We start from the raw sequence: 5,470 nt of genomic DNA on the forward strand, positions 1-5,470 counted from the left end.
CGAAGCCGATCACCGCGCCTGCCTCGCAGCCGCCTACGCAAACCGCCGCGCCGTGCTGGTCGCCACGACGGCTGCCGCAAGCCGGCCGCTGCGCTGCGATGGTGCATGGCGCGGCCTTGCCCTGCTGGCGAGCGACGGAGCGGCAATGGCAATTCGGAGTGACGGCCAATTGCTGACCGTCGCGACCGCGCCAGGCAGGGCATGGCAACCGTGGGTGACGCTTCGCCAGAACGGGCGCCGGATCATCATCCAGCCCCAGCAGGGCCCAACGATCCGCTGCCGGCTGTCCTGAGCCTGGCAGTTGGACGGCCGCGCTAGAGAAGGCGCGGCCGCCCCGGCGCCCTCCCCGCAGTGCCGTGACCGATCGGATCAGGGTCATGCCGCCCGCTTCAGCGGCAGCGCGGGTGGGTGCCGATATCGGTGAGGCTGTTGGCCCGGCCATCGGCGGTGATCATCTGCACGCACTGACGGCTGCGGCCGTTCCACCAGATGGTGATCTTGTCGTTGCCGCCGGATTCGACGGTGTCCACCATGCGGAACCCGCGATTGCCAAGATCTGACTGGACGCCGGCGGCGCGGGCACCCACCAGATCGCTGAAGCCGACCTGTTCGGAACCACCGCCAGACCAGCCGCCGCTGTTGTTGTTCGACCAGCCATTGCCCTGGTAGTTGCGATACTCGGGGCGATAGCTGGACTGCTGGGCCCGTTCATCAGCACCCGACTGATAGCCCTCAGCATATTCCTTGGTGCTGTTTCGGCTGTCATAGCTGTGATTATACAGGCCGTCGCGGTGGCCGCGCTCGAACTCGGCATAGGCCTGCTGATTGTCATATTCCTTGTCGCCGCGGTGGTGCGACTTGTGGGTCAGCGCGAGCACGCCGAGCAGGGCTGCGGCACCGGCGGCAATGGCGGCACCATCGTTGCCACCCTTCTGGCCACAGTCGCTGTTCCGCGCATCGGTAATCGCGTCATAGCGGCCATCGCGCGTGGACACCCGCACGCAATTCTTGCCCTGCGCATTCCACCAATAGGTGTAGCTGCCCGTGTTGGTCTTGTGGACGCCCGTTGACGTCCAGCCCCGTGATTCAAGATCGCCCTCGGCCTGGCCGGCGCGCGCGCCCACCAAGTCCCGCAGATCGCTGGCCTTGGCCGCAAGCGCGGCTACCGGCGTCAGCAGCAGGGAGGCCCCCGCCAACGCCAGACTGGTGCGGCCCACGATGGTTTTCCCAAGGCTGGTCATTGTCGTCTCCCCTGTTGTCATTGCGGCTGATTGGGTGCCGGGTTGGCCGCGGCTTCGGCCATGCCGGCATTGGCATCGCCTTGCGGGATGGAAATCATGGTGACGCCTTGCGCCTCTCCCACCACCTTGCCGCCGGCCGTCACCAAGGCCGCGGCCGCGCTGTCGGCTGGCGCGCCGGGACAGCCGACGAGGATCGCGCTGTCATCGAGTAAATTGACCGTCAGCGCCGATTCGCCCAGACGCCTGCAGGGATCGCCGGCCTTGGGATAGCCATCGCCAAAGGGATTCAGCGCCGCCGGCCAGGCAAAGGATTCCGTTGCCGGCGTTCCCGGTTCGCTGGTATCATTTTGCTGTTTCGGCGTCGAAGGCGTGCATGCGGCCAGCAGGGCTAACAGCCCCACAGCAATGAAATGTCTGAACAACACAGCCCACACCCTCGATTGACAGGGTGATGCTATGTGGAGGTCAGACTGGATTCGAGGGTATTTGACGCCAGCCTTTGGGCAAATCACGCCAATATTGGCACGGGTCCCGTCTTCAAGCGCGTCAATTGCCGGTCAACCGCTGTCGAACGCGTGCCGGGCTATCACCGAACCATTCCCGGCATTTGCGGCCAAAGCTGGATTGATCGGCAAAGCCCAGTTGTTCAGCGATATCGGCCAGCGACAATTGTGATGCGGCCAGCATCCGGCGCGCGCGCAATTGGCGCTCCTCCTCCACCAGCCGGTGGTGGGTGGTGCCGGCCTCTGCGAGCGCCCGCACCAGCGAGCGCACCGACAGGCAAAGCACTGCCGCCGTATCCTCAAGGCCCACAATCTGGCCGCGATCGATCCTGCTGCCAACATGGGCACGCACCCGGGCGGTCAGCGGCCTGTCCTGTAGCTGTAGCAGGTCGGCCTCGCAGCGCGCCAGGCCATCCTGCCACAAGGCATCATCCCGATAGGGGCTGGGCCATTCCAGTGCCGCGAGCGGCAGCGCCATGTAATGCGCGTCGCCGCCCACGGTCACGGCGCACCCCAGCTGCTGGGCCAGCGTGGCCGGATCGCTCACTGGCGGCAACGCGAAATTGATCCGCGCCTGCGCTACCTTCCGGCCCATGACGGTCTCAACGGTGCGGTGCGTGGACACCAGGGTCACTTCCGCAGAGACCGTCTCGAGACGGCCCATCTGCCCTGCCGGACGATAGACGATGTGAATTTCATCGCCCACCGACTCAAGCCGCCGACGCCACCATGGCAGCGAGACATTGCCATAGCGGATGGACAGTTCGAGCGCATCGCGCAGGGTTGGCGCCAACGGCAAGGTGAGCATCAGATTGTCGTCGGTCGGAATGCGGGGACTCAGCGCCAGCCGCCGCAGGAGGGCGTTGGGGGGGACGGCGTCCAACAGGTTGAAGCTGATGCGTACGACATCGCGCACCGGCAGGAAGCGCGGCAGCGGGCCGAAAGTGCCAGCCAGGGATGTGCCCGCCCGCGTGCGCGCCGGATCACCCACATCGGCTTCATACTGGGCGACAGCTCCGCGTGAGCAAAGCTGGTCTGCGGCCGGGCCCAAACTTTCGATGAGGGCCGCCGCCTCCGCTGCAGGATCGCTGCCGAGGGCGGTAGAGGGTTCGCCCCATGAACTTTGGTTCAGCAAGACGTCCCCCCCTGTCATGCTTGGCTCATTTCCCGCAAGCAAACTAACCCAAAATGCAGTTGGCCGGAATGGTCCAAGCCGTGGCGCCATATGGCCTTAACGTCGCAGCCCCGCCACACTAGCCATTGGCAAGCAACAGGGGCCCGGGCATGGATTTCATCGGCATAATCCGTTCGCTCGAGGAACTTCTATATGAAGTCATGGGCTGGCTGATCTTCTATCCTCGCACGCTTTGGCGCATCTTGGTGCGCCCCGATGCCGCCACGCGCTATTCCGAAGACGAACAGGACGACAGTCCGGCCGATCGCTATGCGGATTCACTCAGCCCGCCGCTGTTGCTGATGATCACGCTGGTGCTCACCCATGTGTTGGGCGTCAGCATCGGTATGGAGGCGCCCAGGGCAGGTGGCGAACTGGGCTTGGCATTGGTGAAGTCGCCGCAAAACTTGTTGATGATGCGCGCGATGATCTTCGCGATCATCCCGTTGGTGATCGCCGGCCTGTCGCTGAACAAGCGCGGCATCGCCATCGACCGGCAGACACTGCGCATGCCCTTCTACAGCCAGTGCTTTCTGCTGACGCCCTTTGCCCTGATGCTGCAGGGTGCGCTGCTGTTGTATCGCCTGCCCGACTTTGGTCTGCCAGCGTCGGCTGCGCTGAGCGTGGCCGCAATCGGCTGGTTCCTCTGGGCGCAAACCCAGTGGGTGGCGCGCCGGCTGCACCAGCCAATCGGCGGCGCCTTCGGCTGGGCGCTTGTCTTCACCCTTCTGGCGCTCCTGGCCGGGAGCGGTGCCGCCACGCTGATTGCGCTGGCCCTTTGAGGCCGTTGTTGCTGATGAAGGGAAATTGCTCGTGTCCGCCATGAACCGATTGGCCATTGCCATCATCGCGCTCGCTGTCTGGGCCGGCATCACCGTGTGGTTCGGCATCTTGCAGGCAGGGCAGGGATCGCTGGGCGACCTCGTCAGTGCGCAGGTGAACTATGCCTCGCCGCTGGCCGCATTGTTCCTTCTGATGGTCTGCCGCGCCTTGCGATGGAACGACATCGGCATCAACGGCCCGCGCCCGGCTTCCTCGGTATGGCTCCTGTGGCCAATCGCCGTCTACATCGCCGTTTTTGCCGGGGTGGCGCTGCTCAGCCACCGGCCGACCATGCCGGCGCTGGCTTTCATTGCCATCAACACGGCATTTGTTGGTCTGTCAGAAGAGCTGGCGTTCCGTGGAGTGCTGTGGGGCGCGGCGCGCAAGGCGCTCGCCTTCTGGCCCGGCGCTCTGCTGGTCTCGGCGCTGTTCGGCAGCGTCCACCTGCTGAACGGCTTCATCACCGGCGAACTCGGCGATGCCGGCATCCAGGCCCTCAACGCCTTTCTCAGCGGCTTTGGTTTTCTCGCCATGCGCATCCGCACCCGATCGCTGATCCCGATCATGGTGGGACACTGGCTTTGGGATCTTGCCGTGTTCCTGGGTTCTGCCGATCCGAACAGGACGACGCCAGCGGGTGGTTCCACGAATATGTTCGCTGGTTTGGCCCTGGTGGCACCCATCGCCCTTTACGGCCTGTGGCTGCTGCGCAATCCGGAACGCCGCGCTGTCAGCGACGTCTTGGACAATTCGCCGCGACAGACATGAAGCCTGCGAGGTGCGGCCGATTCTGACGCGGTTTTTTGGCGTAAATCGTCAAGAAATTGGCTCGACTTGACCTGTCCCGGCGTTTGCGTCCCGCAGTATTGCGAAAATACGCGTGTCTGACAGGCATCGCGAACGCGCGTCTTTCTGGGGGAATTTATGAAGTCTATGTTGATTGCAGGGGCGCTGGCGTCGACCGTGCTGTCCGTGCCGGCCTTTGCCAAGGAAAAGCAATGGTACATCGAACTCGATGCCGGCGTGATGTTCCCGCGCACTACCGATTTCACCCGCATCCGCGACCGGCCGGATGATTCGGCCGTCAACAACTACAACACGGCCACGTCCGATCCCCGCACGGGCTATGATTTCGGCGGCATCCTCGGCTATGACTTCGGCGGGTTCAGGCTCGAAGCCGAAGCTAGCTATCGCCGGGCCACGCTCAACAGCTTCGTTCGCCGTCTCAGCGCCGGCAGTGGCGTCACCGCGATCGAAACCTATTCCCGAGCCAACGGGGCACTGAACGAGGGTTCGGCCAGCGCGCTCAGCTTCATGGGCAACGGCCTGATCGACATCGGCAAGGACAACGGCTTCCAGGTGTTCCTGGGCGGCGGCGCCGGGATCGCGCGGGTCAGCCACGATGTGACCTTCACCGGCCTTGCGCAGAACAATTTCTTTGACGACAGCGACTGGCGCTTTGCCTGGCAGGGCCTAGCCGGCTTCCGCTTCCCGGTGAGCAAGACGGTCGATCTCGGCGTGAAGTATCGCTACTTTCAGGTCAACAACGTGAAGGTGGACGACAACCAGTTCGGTTCCACCTATGAATCGGACTTCAAGTCGCATTCGGTGCTGGCGACGCTGACCTTCAACCTGGGTGGCCAGGAAGCACCACCGCCTCCCCCGCCTCCCCCTCCGCCGCCGCCTCCCCCGCCTCCGCCGCCGCCCCCGCCGCCGTTGCCGCCGTGCCC

The 5,470-nt window shown here is 64.5% G+C and carries 7 protein-coding genes; 4 read left to right on the plus strand and 3 right to left on the minus strand.

Annotated elements, in window-relative coordinates:
- Positions 1-292 (plus strand): hypothetical protein (locus GJV64_RS10880; RefSeq protein ID WP_164157252.1); only part of this gene is annotated, 292 nt, incomplete at its 5' end.
- A 97-nt stretch (positions 293-389) separates the two neighbouring features.
- Here the strand turns inward: GJV64_RS10880 and GJV64_RS10885 are convergent.
- The 3 genes from GJV64_RS10885 to GJV64_RS10895 form a co-directional block, all read right to left on the minus strand.
- Positions 390-1,241, minus strand: coding sequence for a hypothetical protein (locus GJV64_RS10885; protein WP_164157253.1), 852 nt, complete (start codon positions 1,239-1,241; stop codon positions 390-392).
- A gap of 17 nt (positions 1,242-1,258) precedes the next feature.
- The gene (locus GJV64_RS10890; protein ID WP_164157251.1) at positions 1,259-1,675 is read right to left on the minus strand and encodes a hypothetical protein; all 417 of its coding nucleotides are present in this window, start codon (positions 1,673-1,675) and stop codon (positions 1,259-1,261) included.
- 112 nt (positions 1,676-1,787) lie between these two features.
- A complete protein-coding gene (locus GJV64_RS10895) occupies positions 1,788-2,735 on the minus strand; it encodes an AraC family transcriptional regulator (protein WP_164157254.1) in 948 nt (315 codons plus the stop codon).
- Between the two features lie 293 nt (positions 2,736-3,028).
- Here GJV64_RS10895 and GJV64_RS10900 point away from each other — a divergent pair, with 293 nt between their 5' ends.
- The 3 genes from GJV64_RS10900 to GJV64_RS10910 form a co-directional block, all read left to right on the plus strand.
- On the plus strand, positions 3,029-3,700 hold the full coding sequence (locus tag GJV64_RS10900) for a hypothetical protein (RefSeq protein WP_164157255.1): 672 nt from the start codon (positions 3,029-3,031) through the stop codon (positions 3,698-3,700).
- Entirely contained in the window at positions 3,684-4,508 is an 825-nt protein-coding gene (locus tag GJV64_RS10905) for a CPBP family intramembrane glutamic endopeptidase (protein WP_164157256.1), read from the plus strand. The genes GJV64_RS10900 and GJV64_RS10905 overlap by 17 nt, the downstream gene beginning before the upstream one ends.
- 165 nt (positions 4,509-4,673) lie before the next feature.
- The coding region (locus tag GJV64_RS10910; protein ID WP_164157257.1) for an outer membrane protein at positions 4,674-5,470 on the plus strand (797 nt) is incomplete at its 3' end.

Origin of the sequence: Sandarakinorhabdus rubra, from assembly GCF_010994245.1 — a bacterium.
GTDB lineage: Bacteria > Pseudomonadota > Alphaproteobacteria > Sphingomonadales > Sphingomonadaceae > Sandarakinorhabdus > Sandarakinorhabdus rubra.

What these genes read in the sequence shown, in the direction of transcription:
- GJV64_RS10885 (WP_164157253.1), bottom strand. Translation starts at nt 1,241, where the DNA reads ATGACCAGCCTTGGGAAAACCATCGTGGGCCGCACCAGTCTGGCGTTG.
- GJV64_RS10900 (WP_164157255.1), top strand. Translation starts at nt 3,029, where the DNA reads ATGGATTTCATCGGCATAATCCGTTCGCTCGAGGAACTTCTATATGAA.